This is a genomic window from Microvirga splendida (genome assembly GCF_016427565.1).
GTDB lineage: Bacteria > Pseudomonadota > Alphaproteobacteria > Rhizobiales > Beijerinckiaceae > Microvirga > Microvirga splendida.
The window spans coordinates 48,742-65,824 of the sequence record NZ_JAELXT010000022.1; the positions used below are offsets into that span (position 1 = coordinate 48,742).

The window sequence follows — 17,083 nt, forward strand, 5'->3', positions numbered from 1 at the left end:
ACGACCATGGCAACCGAAATCCGCGTACCCACTCTTGGCGAATCCGTGTCAGAGGCCACCATCGGCCGCTGGTTCAAGAAGCCCGGCGATCCCGTGAAGGCCGACGAGCCCGTACTCGAGCTCGAGACCGACAAGGTCACCCTCGAAGTCAACGCCCCGGCCAGCGGCACGCTGGGCGACATCGTCGCCAAGGACGGCGAGACCGTGAGCCCCGGCGCGGTGCTCGGCTCCATCGTCGAGGGCAACGGAGCCGCGGCTGCTCCCGCAGCCGCCCCCAAGGCTGAGGCACCCAAGGCCGCTCCGGCTCCGGCCGCTGCGCCTGCTCCCGCGGCCGCTGCTCCCGGCGCCGCCAAGGACCACGGCCCGGCCGTCGCGCGTCTCGCCGCCGAGAGCGGCGTGAGCCCGGACAATGTCGGCGGCACCGGCAAGGACGGACGCGTGACCAAGGGCGACATGCTCGCCGCCATCGCCACGGGCGGCGCCCAGGCTGCCGCTCCGTCCGCTCCGGTTCAGGTGCGCGCCCCCTCCGCGCCGAGCGATGCGGAGCGCGAAGAGCGCGTGAAGATGACCAAGCTGCGCCAGACCATCGCGCGCCGCCTGAAGGAGGCCCAGAACACCGCCGCCATGCTCACCACGTTCAACGACGTGGACATGGGCGCGGTGATGCAGCTGCGCAGCCAGTACAAGGACGTGTTCGAGAAGAAGCACGGCACCAAGCTCGGCTTCATGGGCTTCTTCACCAAGGCGGTGATCCAGGCGCTCAAGGACGTGCCGGCGGTGAATGCCGAGATCGACGGCCAGGACCTCGTCTACAAGAACTACTACCACATCGGCATTGCGGTCGGCACCGAGAAGGGCCTCGTGGTTCCCGTGGTGCGCGATGCGGACGACCTGTCGGTGGCCGGCATCGAGAAGAAGATCGCCGATTTCGGCCGCCGCGCCCGCGACGGCAAGCTTTCCATCGACGAGATGCAGGGCGGCACCTTCACCATCACCAACGGCGGCATCTACGGCTCGCTCATGTCGACGCCGATCCTCAACGCGCCGCAATCGGGCATTCTCGGCATGCACCGCATCGAGGACCGTCCGGTGGTGCGCAACGGCCAGGTGGTCGTGCGCCCGATGATGTATCTCGCGCTCTCCTACGACCACCGCATCGTCGACGGCAAGGAAGCCGTGACCTTCCTCGTGCGGGTCAAGGAAGCCCTGGAGGATCCGGCGCGCCTCGTGCTGGATCTGTAAGGCTATCCACGATGCCAAATGGCAAGCCTGGAGATCATCCCATCAATGACATCGTTCAGCACCGCTTCCATCTATATGGGGGCGGTGTGGACGAGGAGATCTTCAGGATTGCCACCGAGTTCGGTGAAGATGGTCTCCGGAGGCTTGAGGCATTCAGCACGACGGCAAGCTTCATTGAGCCGGCGAGGGTGATTCAGGAAAAACAAAGATTACTCCTGAACAGTCTAACCGACGTTTGGAACGAGCTAATCATTGAACGGCGGCGTAAAGCTGCAAACCACACCTGAGAAAAATCATATGTCCTACGATCTCATCGTCATCGGCACCGGCCCCGGCGGCTATGTGTGCGCCATCCGCGCCGCCCAGCTCGGCCTCAAGACCGCCGTGGTGGAGAAGCGCAAGACCCATGGCGGCACCTGCCTCAATGTGGGCTGCATTCCGTCCAAGGCCCTGCTGCATGCCTCGCACATGTTCCAGGACGCGCAGCATTTCGCCGAGATGGGCATCGGCGTGAGCGCGCCGACCCTCGACCTCAAGACGATGCTGGCCTTCAAGCAGGAAGGCGTCGACGGCAACACCAAGGGCGTCGAGTTCCTGCTCAAGAAGAACAAGATCGATGCCTTCACCGGCAGCGCGCGCATCGCCGCTCCGGGCCAGGTCGAGGTGACCGCCGAGGACGGCTCGAACCAGGTGCTCGAGACCAAGAACATCGTCATCGCCACGGGCTCCGACGTCACCCGCCTGCCGGGCATCGAGATCGACGAGAAGGTGGTGGTGTCCTCCACCGGCGCGCTTGAGCTTGAGACCGTGCCGAAGCGCCTCGTGGTCATCGGCGCCGGCGTGATCGGCCTGGAGCTCGGCTCCGTGTGGCGCCGCCTCGGCTCCGAGGTGACGGTGGTGGAATATCTCGACCGCATCCTGCCCGGCATGGACGGCGAGGTCGCCAAGAACTTCCAGCGCATCCTCGGCAAGCAGGGCTTCCAGTTCAAGCTCGGGGCCAAGGTCACCAAGGTCGAGCGGACCGGGAACGGCGCGACGCTCACCGTCGAGCCCGCTGCCGGCGGCCCGCCTGAGACCATCGAGGCCGACGTGGTGCTCGTGGCGGTCGGCCGCGTGCCCTACACGCAAGGCCTTGGGCTCGATCATGTGGGCGTCCAGCTCGACAACCGCGGCCGCATCCAGACGGATGAGCATTTCTCCACCAACGTCACCGGCATCTACGCCATCGGCGACGTGATCGTCGGCCCCATGCTCGCCCACAAGGCCGAGGACGAGGGCGTTGCCGTTGCGGAAATTCTCGCCGGCAAGGCGGGTCACGTGAACTACGACGTGATCCCGAGCGTGGTCTACACGTTCCCGGAAGTCGCCTCCGTGGGCAAGACCGAGGAGGAACTGAAGGCCGCAGGCATCGCCTATAATGCCGGCAAGTTCCCCTTCACGGCCAACGGCCGCGCCAAGGTGAACCGCACCACGGACGGCTTCGTGAAGATCCTGGCCGACGCCAACACCGACAAGGTGCTCGGCGTCCACATCGTCGGGCCGGAAGCCGGCAACCTCATCCACGAGGCGGCCATCGCCATGGAGTTCGGGGCCTCCTCCGAGGACATGGCCCGCACCTGCCACGCTCACCCGACCCTTGCGGAGGCTGTGAAGGAAGCCGCATTGGCGGTGGAGAAGCGTGCGATCCACATGTAATATGGATTCATGGCAAAGCTCCACTTCATCTACTCGGTGATGAACGCAGGCAAGACGACCCATCTCCTGCAGGTTCGCTACAACTACATCGAGAACGGCGGCAACGTGCTGCTGTTCACGAGCCTGATCGACGACCGTTTCGGCGTCGGCAAGGTGAAGTCGCGCATCGGCCTCGAGGCCGATGCGATCCCGTTGAAGAAGGGCGACGACATCGCCGCCATCGTGTCGGGCGAACATGCGGCAAAGCCCGTGACCGTGGTGCTGATCGACGAGGTCCAGTTCATGACGGCGGACCAGGTCCGCCAGCTCGCCTGGATCGTCGACGAGCTGAAGATCCCGGTCATGGCCTATGGGCTCAAGAACAACGTCTACGGAACCCTGTTCAGCGATGCGATCATCGCCATGATGGCGCTGGCCGAGGACTTCCAGGAGATCAAGCAGCTCTGCCATTGCGGCCGCAAGGCCACGATGATCCTCAAATACGACCGCAACGGCGAGGCCGTCCGTTCCGGCGAGGTGGTGGAGATCGGCGGCGAGGGCCGCTACGTCTCCGTCTGCCGCCCGCACTGGACGGCCGGAGACATCGGGCCGGCCGCGCGGCAGCTGCTGGCGCAGCCTGTGGCGGCTGAATAGAAGGCTCAGCCCTTCACCCGAGCCCTCGGGTGGGCCGCGTTGAACGCGTCCATCAGCCGGGCCGCATCGACCTTCGTGTAGAGCTGCGTGGTCGACAGCGAGGCGTGGCCCAGCAACTCCTGGATGCCGCGCAGGTCGCCGCCCTTGGCCAGCAGATGCGTGGCGAAGGAATGGCGCAGCGCATGAGGCGTGGCGCTGTCGGGCAGCCCCAGGGCGCCGCGCAGCTCCTCCACGGCGAGCTGGATGATCCGGGGCGAGAGCGGCCCTCCCCGGGCCCCGACGAAGAGCGGTCCCTCGTACGGGATCGCATAGGGGCAGAGCGCCAGATATTCCTCCACGGCCCGCTGGATCGGCGGGATCACCGGCACGCTGCGCATTTTGCCGCCTTTTCCGGTGACGGTGATGGCGTCGAGACCGTTCACCGGCGCATCCCGCCGCTGCAGGCCGAGCGCTTCGGAAATACGTAAACCTGCCCCATAGAGCAGGGACAGCACGGCCGCATCCCGCGCCAGGATCCAGGGCTTGCGGTTCTCGGACGCCCGGGTCTCCGCATCCGTCACGGCCACGGCCGAGGAGGCCGAGAGCGGGCGCGGCAGGTTCTTCTCCACCTTCGGGGTGCGAATCGCCGCAAAGGCCGAGGCCGTTCCAAAACCCTCCCGCTCCAGGTGCCGGGCAAACGAGCGCAGGGCCGCGAGCTGGCGCATGAGCGAGCGGCTTCCCACCGAATTCATGCGCCGCGCCGCCAGGAACGCCCGGATGTCCATGGGCTTCAGGCCCAGGATGCCTTTGACGGAAGGTGGCTCGCCGAGATGGTTCGTCAGGAAGGCGAGAAACTGGCGCAGGTCCCGGGCATAGGCCTCGACGGTTTTGGCCGACAGCCGCCGCTCCTTGGCGAGCGAGGCCAGCCAGGCAAACGCCTCCCGGCGGGTGTCGTCCGCGCCGGGAAGGACAAGATCGAGAGCATTTGGCGTGGCGCTGCTTGACATGAGTCCCATTTATGCAAGGGCAGTACCCTAAACAGCCACAGGTTAACCTCTCCCGAATGACAAGCCGCATCGCCGATGTCCTCATCCCGCTGGCGCTGGACACGGCCTATTCCTATGCCGTGCCGGACGGCCTCAGCCTCGAGGAGGGCGACGTGGTGCAGGTGCCGCTCGCCAACCGCGAGGTGGCGGGCGTCGTCTGGTCGATGCGCGAAGGGCAGGGCGGCAATCTCAAGAAGGTGTCGGGCGTCATCGACGCGCCAAATCTTTCGCCGAAGATGCGCAAGTTCCTCGACTGGATCGCCTGGTACACCCTGGCGCCCAAGGGCTCGGCGCTGGCCATGGGGCTCAAGATTCCGGATGGCGACCTCCTGACGGTCGCCCGCGTCGGCGTGAAGCTGGCGGGCGCCCTGCCCAAGCGCATGACGCCGGCCCGGCAGAAGGTGATCGAGATCGCCCAGGATGGGGCCGTGCGGCTCAAAAGCGAGCTCGCCCATGCGGCCGGCGTCAGTGCCGGGGTCGTCAACGGGCTGATCGACGAAGGGGTCCTGGAAACGGTGGCCCTGCTGGCCGAGCCCGTGGCCGAAATGCCCGACGCCGCCTTCGGCGACACCGCTCTCTCGGACGGCCAGGGCGAGGCGGCGCGCGAACTCGTGGCCGCCATGGGCGAGGAGCATCCGCCCGTGATCCTGCTGGAGGGCGTCACGGGATCCGGCAAGACGGAGGTCTATTTCGAGGCGGTGGCCGAGGCCTTGCGCCAGGGCCGGCAGGCCCTGATCCTCATGCCGGAAATCGCCCTGACCGCCCAGTTTCTCGACCGGTTCGCCGCCCGGTTCGGCGTGAAGCCCGCCACCTGGCATTCCGGCGTCACGGGCCGCAAGCGCGAGCGGCTCTACGCGGCCATTGCATCCGGCGAGGTGAAGGTGGTGGCGGGCGCCCGTTCGGCCCTGTTCCTGCCTTACGCCGATCTCGGCCTGATCGTTGTCGATGAGGAGCACGAGACGGCCTACAAGCAGGACGACGGGGTGCATTACCATGCCCGCGACATGGCGGTGGTGCGCGGCAAGATCGAGACCGCCACCGTGATCCTCGCCTCGGCCACGCCGTCCATCGAGAGCCGGGTCAATGTGGAGCGTGGGCGCTACCGCCACGTGCGTCTCCCTGAGCGGTTCGGCGGCCGCTCCATGCCGCAGATCCGGGCCGTGGACCTGCGCAAGGAAGCGATCCCGAAGGGCCGCTGGCTCTCGCAAACCCTGGTGACGGCGGTGGAGCAGACAGTGGAGAAGGGCGAGCAGGCCCTGCTCTTCCTCAACCGGCGCGGCTATGCCCCGCTGACCCTCTGCCGCTCCTGCGCCCACCGCTACGAATGCCCGAACTGCTCCTCCTGGCTGGTGGAGCACCGGTTCCGGCGCTCCCTGGTCTGCCATCATTGCGGCCACGTGGAGCGCACGCCCCAGGCCTGCGTGGAATGCGGCAGCGTCGATTCGCTGGTGCCCTGCGGTCCGGGCGTGGAGCGGATCGCCGAGGAAGCCGCGGAGCTTTTTCCCGACAAGCGCTGCATCGTGCTCTCCAGCGACTTCCCTGGAGGCACGGAGCGCCTGCGGGCGGAGCTGGCCGCCATCGCGGCGGGTGAGTTCGAAATCGTCATCGGCACCCAGCTGGTGGCCAAGGGCCACAACTTCCCGCTCATGACCCTGGTGGGCGTGCTCGACGCTGATATCGGCCTCACCTCCGGCGATCCCCGGGCGGCAGAGCGCACTTTCCAGATGCTCCAGCAGGTGACGGGCCGCGCCGGGCGCGGCGAGAAGCCGGGCCGCGCCCTGGTCCAGACCTGGCAGCCGGACCATCCGGTGATCGCGGCCCTGATCTCGGGCGACGCGGAACGCTTCTACGAGGAGGAGACCCGGGTGCGCGAGATGGCGGGCCTGCCGCCCTTCGGGCGCCTGGCCTCCCTCATCGTCTCGGCCGCCGAGCGGGAAGTGGCGGAGGCCCATGCCCGGGCCATGGCCCTGGTGGCGGAGCCGCCGCCCGGCGTCACCGTGCTCGGGCCCGCCGAGGCCCCGCTCGCCCTGATCCGCGGCCGCTACCGGTTCAGGCTCCTGGTCAAGACCGAACGCGAGGTGGACCTTCAGGGCTACCTGCGCGGCTGGATGGCCCGCTGCCCCAAGATCCGCGGCAATACCCGGGTGTCCATCGACGTGGACCCGCAGAGCTTCCTCTAGCCCATCACCGACCGCTTGCGTTTCCAGGCCGAGAAGGAGTGTGCGGCGGCACATAGCCCTTCGCGCGCACTGCGTTAGAGTGTTTCGGGATTACATGGAATGCTTGGGGATGCTCGGACCATGAGGACTTTCATGCGGCGCACTTCGGGGTTTCTGCTTGCGACGGGGGCCTTCCTGCCCGTTCTGGACCCGGGACACCTCCGGGCGCAGCAGGAACGGGAGGCGCCCATTGCCATGATGATCGATGTTCGGGGTTATTGCCGCGCCTTCGAGGCTGGGGGCGTCGACCGATCGTGTGTTCATGGTGCCCTGTATCTCGGCTATCGCAACGGGCGGGCTGCGATCATGGTCAACGGCGAGGCCGCAGGGGCGCCCTGGGCGCAGGTATCCTTCTCCGGCAGGGCTGATCGTCAGGCGGGTCTCGGCCGCTATCCCATTGTTCTCGACCGGGTCCTGATCGGAACGGAAGCGTCGTCCCAGACTGTTCCGGCAACCGGACGCTGTGACCTGACGATGGCTCCGGGCCGCGTCGTCGAAACCCTTTCCTGCGAGGCGAAAGCAGCGACGGGCCATCTCTACCGGCTTGAGGTCGATCCGGTACGCAACCCCGTCGCCATCCGGCGCTTCTGAATCCTGCGGCATCCGCCCTTGCGATCGGGCGACCTTAAGTCCAAAAGGCCGTATGACCAAAATCGTCCATTGCATCCGCCACGGCCAATCCACCTTCAACGCCCACTGGGTCGAACACGGCGAGGATCCGGGGCATTTCGATGCGCCCCTGACGGAGCTGGGCCAACGCCAGGTGGCCGAGCGGGCCGTGGAGTTGCGCCAGCACCCCTATGAACTCGTCGTGACCTCGCCCCTGACCCGGGCGATCCAGACCACCCTGGGGCTGTTCGGGACCCATCCCGCGTCCCCGACGATCCTGGTGGAGTGCCTCCACCGGGAGCACCTGGAGAGCAGCTGCGACGTGGGCCGCGCCGTCTCCCACCTGTCCCAGGACTTCCCCCACCTGCATTTCGGCCATCTGGACGAGGTCTGGTGGCATAACGAGGGCGAGCCGAACGAGCGGGGCTTCGTCTACGAGCCGGCCCAAGTGTTCGAGGAGCGGGTCGAGCGGTTCCGGGGCTGGCTGGCGGAAAGGCCGGAGACCATGATCGCCGTGGTGGGCCACGGCACCTTCTTCAGCCGCCTGACGGGCCGGTTTCTCGCCAACTGCGAAGTCGCGGCCCTGGAACTTTAGGCCCGGCTCGACCGGCACCCGGTTTTTCCCGGCCCAACAGGGCTCAGCTCGCCTTGCGCCTGCGAAAAACCCATGCTAGTGCACCCTCGCCTGACGGGCGGAGAAGGCTCCCGTCCCGGGCTCATTTCCACACCTGACGGGTCTCCCGGATGCCGCGTTCGCAGGCTTTCCCGGTCCGAGGCCCGTTATGATACGAGAGAGACGGTTACGTGGCGCAAAGCGGTTCCCAAGAAGGACCCCTCCTGTCGGGCGTAGCGTTGCGCTATGCTTCGGCGCTGTTCGAGCTCGCCCGCGAAGCGAATGCCGTGGACACGGTGGCCGGCGATCTCGCCCGCTTCGACCAGTTGATCCGCGGCAGCGGCGACTTGCAGCGCCTGATCTCCAACCCCATCTTCACGGCCGAAGAGCAGTCGAACGCGATCGGTGCCATTCTCGACAAGGCCGGCATCTCGGGCCTCGCGGGCAATTTCATCCGTCTCGTGGCATCCAAGCGCCGCCTCTTCGCCCTGCCGGACATGATCCGCGCCTTCCAGAACCTGGTGTCCGACGCGAAGGGCATCGTTCGGGCGCAGGTGACCCTGGCGGAGGCGCCGTCCGATACCGTTCTGAACGAAATCAAGGCGGCGCTGCGCGACGTCGCCAAGGCTGACGTTGCTGTCGACGTCAAAATCGACCCGAGCCTCATCGGCGGTCTCATCGTGAAGATGGGCTCCCGCATGGTGGATGCCTCGGTGCGCACCAAACTCAATTCCATTCGTCTAGCGATGAAAGAGGTCCGCTGATGGACATTCGAGCCGCTGAGATCTCCGCGATCCTCAAAGAGCAGATCAAGAACTTCGGTACCGAAGCTGAAGTCACCGAAGTCGGGCAGGTTCTGTCCGTCGGTGACGGTATCGCCCGTTGCTACGGCCTCGACAAGGTTCAGGCCGGCGAGATGGTCGAATTCGAGAGCGGCGTGCGCGGCATGGCCCTCAACCTCGAGACCGACAACGTCGGCGTCGTGGTGTTCGGCTCCGACCGCGAGATCGCCGAAGGCCAGACCGTGAAGCGCACGGGCGCCATCGTGGACGTGCCGGTCGGCAAGGGCCTGCTCGGCCGCGTCGTCGACGCGCTCGGCAACCCCATCGACGGCAAGGGCCCGATCCAGTCCACCGAGCGTCGCCGCGTGGACGTGAAGGCTCCCGGCATCATTCCCCGCAAGTCGGTGCACGAGCCGATGGCCACGGGCCTCAAGGCGATTGACGCCCTGATCCCGGTCGGCCGCGGCCAGCGCGAGCTGATCATCGGCGACCGCCAGACCGGCAAGACCGCCGTCGTGCTCGACACGATCCTGAACCAAAAGCCGCTGAACCAGGGCAACGACGAATCGCAGAAGCTGTACTGCGTCTACGTCGCGGTCGGTCAGAAGCGCTCCACGGTCGCCCAGTTCGTGAAGGTTCTCGAAGAGCAGGGCGCTCTGGAATACTCAATCATCATCGCGGCCACCGCCTCGGATCCGGCCCCGATGCAGTTCCTGGCGCCGTTCTCGGGCTGCGCCATGGGCGAGTTCTTCCGCGACAACGGCATGCACGCCGTGATCGTGTACGACGACCTGTCCAAGCAGGCCGTCGCCTACCGCCAGATGTCGCTGCTGCTGCGCCGTCCGCCGGGCCGCGAGGCTTATCCGGGCGACGTGTTCTACCTGCACTCCCGCCTGCTCGAGCGCGCCGCGAAGCTCAACGACAGCCAGGGCGCCGGGTCGCTCACCGCTCTGCCGGTCATCGAGACGCAGGCCAACGACGTGTCGGCCTACATCCCGACCAACGTGATCTCGATCACCGACGGCCAGATCTTCCTTGAGACGGACCTGTTCTACCAGGGCATCCGCCCGGCGGTGAACGTCGGCCTCTCGGTGTCGCGCGTGGGCTCCTCGGCCCAGACGAAGGCGATGAAGAAGGTCGCGGGCAAGATCAAGGGCGAGCTGGCGCAGTACCGCGAGATGGCGGCCTTCGCGCAGTTCGGCTCCGACCTCGACGCCACCACCCAGCGCCTGCTGAACCGTGGTTCGCGCCTGACCGAGCTCCTGAAGCAGCCGCAGTTCTCGCCGCTGAAGATGGAAGAGCAGGTCGCCGTGATCTACGCCGGCGTGAACGGCTACCTCGACAACCTGCCCCTCAACCGGGTGCGTGCGTTCGAGGACGGTCTGCTCTCGCTCCTGCGCAGCAAGCATGCCGACATCCTCGAGGCCATCCGCGCCTCGAAGGACCTGTCGAGCGACTCGGAGGCGAAGCTGAAGGACGTCGTCCAGAACTTCGCCAAGTCTTTCTCGTAAAGACTTCCGTTTTCCTAGGATCCAGCCGGATTTCCGGAGAGGGTAGGGCCGCTCGATGCCGAGCTTGAAAGACCTTCGTAACCGCATCGCCTCGGTCAAGGCGACGCAGAAGATCACCAAGGCCATGCAGATGGTGGCCGCCGCGAAGCTGCGCCGCGCGCAGACCGCGGCGGAGGCCGCGCGTCCCTATGCGGAGCGCATGTCCTCGGTGCTCGGTAACCTCGCATCCGGCATCACGGTCGGGCCCGAGACGCCGCGCCTGCTCGCCGGAACCGGTTCCGACCGCGTTCACCTGCTGATCGTCTGCACCGCCGAGCGTGGCCTCTGCGGTGCATTCAACTCCTCGATTGCGCGTCTTGCCCGCGATCATGCCAACCGGCTCATGGCCGAGGGCAAGACGGTCAAGATCATCTGCGTCGGCAAGAAGGGCTACGACATCCTGCGTCGCCAGTTCGCCGAGCAGATCATCGAGCTCATCGACCTGCGCTCCGTGCGCCAGCTCGGCTTCGAGCAGGGCGACATGATCGCCCAGAAGGTTCTGGCCCGCTTCGAAGCCGGCGAGTTCGATGTGGCGACCCTGTTCTACTCGCGCTTCCGCTCGGTGATCGCCCAGATTCCGACGGCGCAGCAGATCATCCCGGCGCAGATCGAAGCTTCGGGCACATCGTCCGACGCGGTCTACGACTACGAGCCCGAGGAAGGCGAAATCCTGGCGACGCTCCTGCCGCGGAATCTCACCGTGCAGATCTTCCGCGCGCTGCTGGAGAACGCCGCTTCCGAACAGGGCGCCCGTATGAGCGCCATGGACAATGCGACCCGCAACGCGGGCGAAATGATCAAGAAGCAGACGATGACCTACAACCGGTCGCGTCAGGCGATGATCACCAAGGAACTGATCGAAATCATCTCGGGCGCCGAGGCGCTCTGACGAAATCCGAGAGGAGCCAATCATGGCCAACACCGCTACCCCCGGAAAAGCAACCGGTCACATCACCCAGGTCATCGGCGCCGTCGTCGACGTGCAGTTCGAAGGTCACCTGCCGGAGATCCTGAACGCCCTTGAGACAACGAACGGCGACACCCGTCTCGTGCTCGAAGTGGCGCAGCAGCTCGGCGAGAGCACCGTGCGCTGCATCGCCATGGACACCTCCGAGGGCCTGGTTCGCGGCCAGCCGGTCACCGACACCGGCGCCCCGATCTCCGTGCCGGTCGGCACCGCCACCCTCGGCCGCATCATGAACGTCATCGGTGAGCCGGTGGACGAGGCAGGCCCCATCGTGGGCGAAAGCACCCGCGCCATCCACCAGCCGGCTCCTTCTTATGCCGAGCAGTCCACCGAGGGTCAGATCCTCGTGACGGGCATTAAGGTCGTCGACCTGCTCGCTCCCTACGCCAAGGGCGGTAAGATCGGCCTGTTCGGCGGCGCCGGCGTCGGCAAGACCGTGCTCATCATGGAGCTCATCAACAACGTCGCGAAGGCCCACGGCGGCTACTCCGTGTTCGCCGGCGTCGGCGAGCGCACCCGCGAAGGCAACGACCTCTATCACGAGATGATCGAGTCGAAGGTGAACGTGGATCCCCGCGAGTCCGGATCGGCCGCCGGTTCCAAGTGCGCCCTCGTGTACGGCCAGATGAACGAGCCCCCGGGCGCCCGCGCCCGCGTCGCACTCACCGGCCTCACCGTCGCCGAGAACTTCCGCGACCAGGGCCAGGACGTGCTGTTCTTCGTGGACAACATCTTCCGCTTCACCCAGGCAGGCTCCGAGGTGTCGGCGCTTCTCGGCCGTATTCCTTCGGCTGTGGGCTATCAGCCGACCCTGTCCACCGATATGGGCGCCCTGCAGGAGCGCATCACCACCACCACCAAGGGCTCGATCACCTCGGTGCAGGCCATCTACGTGCCCGCCGACGACCTGACCGACCCGGCGCCCGCCACCTCCTTCGCCCACCTCGACGCCACGACCGTGCTGTCGCGTTCGATCGCCGAGAAGGGCATCTACCCGGCCGTGGACCCGCTCGACTCGACCTCGCGCATGCTCTCCGCTGCCATCGTCGGCGACGAGCACTACAACACCGCCCGTCAGGTCCAGCAGGTGCTGCAGCGCTACAAGGCGCTCCAGGACATCATCGCGATCCTGGGCATGGACGAGCTGTCCGAAGAGGACAAGCTCACCGTGGCCCGCGCCCGCAAGATCGAGCGCTTCCTGTCGCAGCCGTTCCACGTGGCCGAAGTGTTCACCGGTTCGCCCGGCAAGCTCGTGGCGCTTGAAGACACCATCAAGGGCTTCAAGGGTCTCGTCGAAGGCCAGTACGACCACCTCCCCGAGGCTGCCTTCTACATGGTCGGCACCATCGAGGAAGCCGTCGAGAAGGCCCAGCGCCTCGCGGCCGAAGCGGCCTAATCGAACTGAACATCATCCCGGAGCCGTGCCCGCACGCTCCGGGATCACTTTGTCCAAGCGTATCTCCCAAACGATTTCCGGCTGTCAGCCGGGATGACGAGGAGCTCAGATGGCTACCTTCACCTTCGAACTCGTCTCTCCTGAGCGCGTGCTGTTCTCCGGCGACGTGGATGCGGTCGTGCTGCCGGCCACGGAAGGCGACATGACGGTTCTGGCCGGCCACGCGCCGACCATGACGGCTCTCAAGACCGGGTTCCTCGTCATCGGGAATGGCGCCGGCAGCGGTCGGCGGATCCTGGTGCGCGGCGGCTTCGCCGACATCAACCAGAACGGCCTCACGGTTCTGGCGGAGCGCGCGCTCCCGGCCGAAGACCTGACCCAGGACATCCTCGACCACGAGATCCTCCAGGCCGAAATGGCCTACGACGCCACCAACGACCCGGCCGCCAAGCACGCGGCCGAATCGGCCATCGCGCAGTTGCGCGAAGCCAAGGCGGCGCTGAACCTCTGATCTGAAACAACCCGGCCCCGAGCCAGGTTTTTCTTTTCATGGACACCCCCGCACCGCTCATCCTCACGCTCCAGCTCGATGAACGCTCCTTCGCGTTCTTCGACGAGCAGCGACGGCGCTACTTCCCAAAAGACCGCAACTTCATCCCGGCGCATCTGACGCTGTTTCATGCCCTGCCGGGCGAGCAGCTTGAGACCATCCAGCAGGATATCGACGCCTGCGCTTCCGGTCGGACGCCTTTCAGCCTCGAGGTGACCGGATTGCGCTCCCTCGGACGCGGGGTCGCCTACGCGCTTGCATCCCCTGAGGTCGCAGAGCTGCGCCGTCACCTCGCGCAGACTTGGAACGACTGGCTCAAGCCCCAGGACCGGCAGAACCACAACCCACACGTCACGGTGCAGAACAAGGTTGATCCCACACAGGCAAGGGCATTGCTGGAGGATCTGCGTGAAACCTTTCAGCCATTCCAGGCACAGGCTGTCGGGCTTGAGCTGTGGTGGTATCGCGGCGGGCCGTGGGAGTTGGTCAAGACGTTCGCGTTCGCCGGGCGCGCCTGAGAACCCCTCTCCCGGGCGGGAGAGGGGCAGGGGTGAAGGCGTGGCGCTTGTCCAGCTTGGCGTCACCGTCTCCGCTGCAGCACGTTACCCGCTGCACTCTATTCGGCACCGGCCTTCCCTCACCCCAGCCCTCTCCCCCACGGGAGAGGGAGCACGTGGTGCCTACTCCCCCATGGCGATCAGGTTCGCGTTGCCGCCGGCGGCGGCCGTGTTGATCGTCACCGTCTGCTCGGTGGCAAAGCGCAGGAGGTAGTGCGGGCCGCCCGCCTTCGGCCCCGTGCCGGAGAGACCATGGCCGCCGAAGGGCTGCACGCCGACCACTGCGCCGATCATGTTGCGGTTCACATAAACGTTGCCCACCGACAGGGCCTCGACCACGCGCGCCACCGTGGCGTCGATGCGCGAATGAACGCCAAGCGTCAGGCCGTAGCCGGTGCCTTCGATCGCCTGCAGCACTTCCTCGAGGCGACCGGCCTTGTACCGCACCACGTGCAGCACCGGGCCGAACACTTCCTGGGCCAGATCGTGCGGCTTGTTGAGCTCGAAGATATGCGGCGCCACGTAGGTGCCGGTCGCAGGCGCTTCGCCGGCGTAGTGCACCTTCGCCTGGCGCTTCATGCTGGCGATGTGGGCGTCGAGTATGTCCTTCGCCTCGCGGTCGATCACCGGGCCCACATGGGTCGAGATCTCGCGCGGATCGGCGATCTTCAGCTCGCGCGCATTGCCGGCGATCATCTCGATCATCCGGTCGGCCACGTCCTCCTGCACGCACAACAGACGCAGCGCCGAGCAGCGCTGGCCGGCGGATCGGAAGGCCGAGGTCACCACGTCGTCCGCCACCTGCTCCGGCAGTGCCGTGGCGTCGACGATCATCGCATTGATGCCGCCGGTCTCGGCGATCAGCGGCACGATGGCCGCATCCTTGTTCGCGAGCGTGCGGTTGATGATGCGCGCCACTTCCGTCGAGCCGGTGAAGACCACGCCTGCCACACTCTCGTGCTCGACGAGACGTGCGCCGACGCGCCCGTCGCCCGGCACGAGATGAAGGGAGGTCTTCGGCACGCCCGCCTCATGCAGGATGCGCACGGCGAGATCGGCGATCAGCGGCGTCTGCTCGGCAGGCTTCGCCACCACCGCGTTGCCCGCCATGAGCGCGGCGCTGACCTGGCCGAGGAAGATGGCGAGCGGGAAGTTCCAGGGCGAGATCGCCACGAACACGCCGCGCCCGCGCAGGCGCAGCACGTTGCTCTCGCCGGTCGGGCCCGGCATGAGGTCGCCTGTGCCGAAAAGGGTGCGACCCTGAACGGCGTAGTAGCGCAGGAAGTCGACCGCCTCGCGCACCTCGGAGAGCGCATCGTCGAGGGTCTTGCCCGCTTCGATCTGCAGCAGATGCAGCAGCGCCCCGCGGCGCTCCTCCAGCAGGTCGGCCGCGCGCTGCAACGCCTTGGCGCGGGTGTCTGCATCGGTGCGGCTCCAGCTCGCAAAACCCTTGTGAGCCGCCGCCATGGCGCGGTCCGCCACCTCCGGCGAGGCTTCCGTCACCTGGCCGGCAACGGTGCTGCCGTCGATGGGGCTGACGACCGGGCGTGCGGTGCCCGAGGCTGCCTTGCCGTCGATCAGCGGCTCGGCCCTGAAGCTCTGCTGCCCGCTCTTCCCGATCTCCACTAGTAGCGCATCGAGGGACGCCTGGTGGCCGAACTCCACGCCGCGTGAATTGGCGCGCTCGGGCCCATACAGGTCGCGCGGCAGCGGGAGCTTGGGATGGCGCGCCTTGTCGGCGGACACGATGATGTCGGCAGGACGCTTCAAGAGCGCCTCGACCGGCACGTCCGGGTCGGCCGCCACGGAGACGAAGGATGAGTTCGCTCCGTTCTCCAGGAGACGACGCACGAGATAAGCGAGAAGATCCCGGTGGCCGCCCACCGGCGCATAGGCGCGGCAGGCGAGGCCCGGCTTGTCCTCCAGGAGGCGTGCATAGAGCGCCTCGCCCATGCCGTGCAGGCGCTGGAACTCGTATCCTTCCGTGCCGCCGGCACGCTCGATGATGGACGCGACGGTGAGCGCATTATGGGTGGCGAATTGCGGATAGATGCGCGGGCGAAGCGACAGCATCTTTTCCGCGCAGGCCATGTAGTGCAGGTCCGTCATCGCCTTGCGGGTGAAGACCGGATAATCGTCGAGCCCGCGCTCCTGGGCGCGCTTCACCTCCGTGTCCCAATAGGCGCCCTTCACGAGACGCACCATGAGCCGGCGGTCGTATTTCGCGGCCATGGCCGCGATGGCGTCGATCACCGAGCCGGCGCGCTTCTGGTAGGACTGGATGGCAAGGCCAAAACCCTTCCAGTCGGCGAGCGACGGATCGGCCAGCACGGCCTCGATCACTTCCAGAGAAAGTTCGAGCCGATCGGCCTCCTCTGCATCGATCGTAAAGTTGAGGTCGTAGGATTTGGCCTTTTGCGCCAGCTCGATCACGAGCGGCACGAGTTCGCGCATCACCCGCTCCCGGCTCGTGGCCTCGTAGCGGGGGTGGAGCGCCGACAGCTTCACCGAGATGCCGGGGCGGTTCGGCAGCGGCTCGTTGCCGGCGGAGCGGCCGATGGCGTCGATGGCCGATGCATAGGAGTCGAAATAGCGGCGGGCATCGTCGGCCGTGCGGGCGCCTTCGCCCAGCATGTCGAAGGAGTAGCGGTAGACGCGGCCCTTCGTGGATCCGGCTCGCTTCAGGGCCTCCTCGATGGTTTGGCCCAGCACGAAGTGGTTGCCCATCACCCGCATGGCCTGACGGGTGGCGGTGCGCACGGCCGGGAGGCCGAGGCGCTTGGTGAGCTGGCGGAGAATGCCTTCCGGGGTCTCGCCGGGCTGGATCACCCGCGCGGTGATGCCGAGCGCCCAGGCCGAGGCCGAAACGAGGAAGGCATCGGACTTGGACTCATGGCCGGCGAAATCGGCCTGTCCCAGCTTGTCCTCGATCAGCCGGTCGGCGGTGCCGGCATCCGGCACGCGGAGCAGGGCCTCGGCCAACACCATGAGGGCCAGCCCCTCCTTGGTGGAAAGCGCGTATTCCCGCAGCATCTCCTCGACGCCGCCGAGCCCGTTGCCCTTGGCGCGAATGGCCTCGATCAGGCGGCCCGCCTGCTCGTCGACCCGCTTCTCCCGCTCCGGGGACAGGCGGGAGCCGGCGAGAAGGCGGGCCGCCATGGCCTTGTCGTCTTCCGCATAAGGCGGGTTGAAGGGCAGGGCGGCGCCGGGGGCAGGGCTCATCGCGATATCCTCTGGGTGTTTCC

General features: G+C 66.7%; 15 protein-coding genes. 13 read left to right on the forward strand and 2 right to left on the reverse strand.

What is annotated here, in order from left to right:
• Nucleotides 1-6: 6 nt before the first annotated feature.
• From odhB to JAO75_RS17835, 4 genes are read left to right on the forward strand one after another with little or no spacing between them, the layout of a single operon-like run.
• Nucleotides 7-1,242: a 2-oxoglutarate dehydrogenase complex dihydrolipoyllysine-residue succinyltransferase gene (gene odhB / locus JAO75_RS17820; RefSeq protein ID WP_199050487.1), complete on the forward strand. Its 1,236-nt coding sequence runs from the start codon at nt 7-9 to the stop codon at nt 1,240-1,242.
• 11 nt (nt 1,243-1,253) lie between these two features.
• Nucleotides 1,254-1,529, forward strand: coding sequence for a hypothetical protein (locus JAO75_RS17825; protein WP_199050488.1), 276 nt, complete (start codon nt 1,254-1,256; stop codon nt 1,527-1,529).
• Between the two features lie 10 nt (nt 1,530-1,539).
• Nucleotides 1,540-2,937: a dihydrolipoyl dehydrogenase gene (gene lpdA / locus JAO75_RS17830; RefSeq protein ID WP_199050489.1), complete on the forward strand. Its 1,398-nt coding sequence runs from the start codon at nt 1,540-1,542 to the stop codon at nt 2,935-2,937.
• Between the two features lie 9 nt (nt 2,938-2,946).
• Complete coding sequence (locus JAO75_RS17835; RefSeq protein WP_199050490.1) at nt 2,947-3,570, forward strand: thymidine kinase; 624 nt, start codon at nt 2,947-2,949, stop codon at nt 3,568-3,570.
• Nucleotides 3,571-3,575: 5 nt separating this feature from the next.
• Here the strand turns inward: JAO75_RS17835 and JAO75_RS17840 are convergent, their stop codons facing one another.
• Nucleotides 3,576-4,556, reverse strand: a complete 981-nt coding sequence (locus JAO75_RS17840) for a tyrosine recombinase XerC (RefSeq protein ID WP_425523202.1) — start codon at nt 4,554-4,556, stop codon at nt 3,576-3,578.
• A gap of 56 nt (nt 4,557-4,612) precedes the next feature.
• Here JAO75_RS17840 and JAO75_RS17845 point away from each other — a divergent pair, with 56 nt between their 5' ends.
• The 9 genes from JAO75_RS17845 to JAO75_RS17885 all read left to right on the forward strand — a co-directional run bounded on the left by JAO75_RS17845 (nt 4,613) and on the right by JAO75_RS17885 (nt 13,799).
• Nucleotides 4,613-6,775 (forward strand): primosomal protein N', encoded by a 2,163-nt coding sequence (locus JAO75_RS17845; protein ID WP_199050492.1) that lies wholly within the window; start codon nt 4,613-4,615, stop codon nt 6,773-6,775.
• Between the two features lie 132 nt (nt 6,776-6,907).
• Nucleotides 6,908-7,405, forward strand: coding sequence for a hypothetical protein (locus JAO75_RS17850; RefSeq protein ID WP_199050493.1), 498 nt, complete (start codon nt 6,908-6,910; stop codon nt 7,403-7,405).
• A gap of 52 nt (nt 7,406-7,457) precedes the next feature.
• Nucleotides 7,458-8,018, forward strand: coding sequence for a histidine phosphatase family protein (locus tag JAO75_RS17855; protein WP_199050494.1), 561 nt, complete (start codon nt 7,458-7,460; stop codon nt 8,016-8,018).
• A 209-nt stretch (nt 8,019-8,227) separates the two neighbouring features.
• A complete protein-coding gene (locus JAO75_RS17860; RefSeq protein WP_199050495.1) occupies nt 8,228-8,800 on the forward strand; it encodes a F0F1 ATP synthase subunit delta in 573 nt (190 codons plus the stop codon).
• Entirely contained in the window at nt 8,800-10,329 is a 1,530-nt protein-coding gene (gene atpA / locus JAO75_RS17865) for a F0F1 ATP synthase subunit alpha (protein ID WP_199050496.1), read from the forward strand. The genes JAO75_RS17860 and atpA overlap by 1 nt, the downstream gene beginning before the upstream one ends.
• A gap of 55 nt (nt 10,330-10,384) precedes the next feature.
• Nucleotides 10,385-11,257, forward strand: coding sequence for a F0F1 ATP synthase subunit gamma (locus tag JAO75_RS17870; protein WP_199050497.1), 873 nt, complete (start codon nt 10,385-10,387; stop codon nt 11,255-11,257).
• A gap of 22 nt (nt 11,258-11,279) precedes the next feature.
• Entirely contained in the window at nt 11,280-12,731 is a 1,452-nt protein-coding gene (gene atpD, locus JAO75_RS17875; protein WP_199050498.1) for a F0F1 ATP synthase subunit beta, read from the forward strand.
• Nucleotides 12,732-12,840: 109 nt separating this feature from the next.
• Entirely contained in the window at nt 12,841-13,242 is a 402-nt protein-coding gene (locus JAO75_RS17880; protein ID WP_199050499.1) for a F0F1 ATP synthase subunit epsilon, read from the forward strand.
• 38 nt (nt 13,243-13,280) lie between these two features.
• Complete coding sequence (locus JAO75_RS17885; protein ID WP_199050500.1) at nt 13,281-13,799, forward strand: 2'-5' RNA ligase family protein; 519 nt, start codon at nt 13,281-13,283, stop codon at nt 13,797-13,799.
• A 162-nt stretch (nt 13,800-13,961) separates the two neighbouring features.
• On the opposite strand, the gene putA is transcribed toward JAO75_RS17885, so the two are convergent.
• Nucleotides 13,962-17,060 carry a bifunctional proline dehydrogenase/L-glutamate gamma-semialdehyde dehydrogenase PutA gene (gene putA, locus JAO75_RS17890; RefSeq protein WP_199050501.1) on the reverse strand — a complete coding sequence of 1,033 codons (3,099 nt, stop codon included), beginning with the start codon at nt 17,058-17,060 and terminating at the stop codon, nt 13,962-13,964.
• Nucleotides 17,061-17,083 lie beyond the last annotated feature (23 nt).